General features: G+C 67.7%; 1 protein-coding gene. It reads left to right on the plus strand.

All coding sequences use genetic code 11. The features are described from left to right. Positions 1 to 31: 31 nt before the first annotated feature. Positions 32 to 412 (plus strand): DNA cytosine methyltransferase (locus G3I78_RS49505; protein ID WP_164437231.1); only part of this gene is annotated, 381 nt, incomplete at its 3' end.

A 412-nucleotide genomic window follows, 5' to 3' on the forward strand; every position in this document is an offset into this window, starting at 1 on the left:
CCTTCGACACTGACCCGGAGGCGGGACTGTGATGGAGGCGAAGACGCGCAGCAGCACAGCCACTCACCGGCCAGCCGCCAGGCATCGGCGCTTCCGCCACGACGAGTATGTCGCCGTCGATCTTTTCAGCGGCTTCGGGGGGCTCACCAAGGGCATCGGGGATGCCGGATTCACGACGATCATGGCCGCGAACCACAACGAGTACAAGGTTCGGGTCCACGAGCGGAACCACCCCGACGCCGACCACTGGATCGCCGACCTGGTTGACCCCGAGGCCGCCGACTACCACTCCGCCCGCGATCTCCCTCCGGCCGATCTCCTGGCCGCCGGGGTGAGCTGCGTGAACCACTCGCTCGCCAACACGGTCAGGGCGTACGAGCAGGGCCTGACGCTGTTCGAGCTGGAGGACCCG

Origin of the sequence: Streptomyces sp. SID13726, from assembly GCF_010548375.1 — a bacterium.
Lineage (GTDB): Bacteria > Actinomycetota > Actinomycetes > Streptomycetales > Streptomycetaceae > Streptomyces.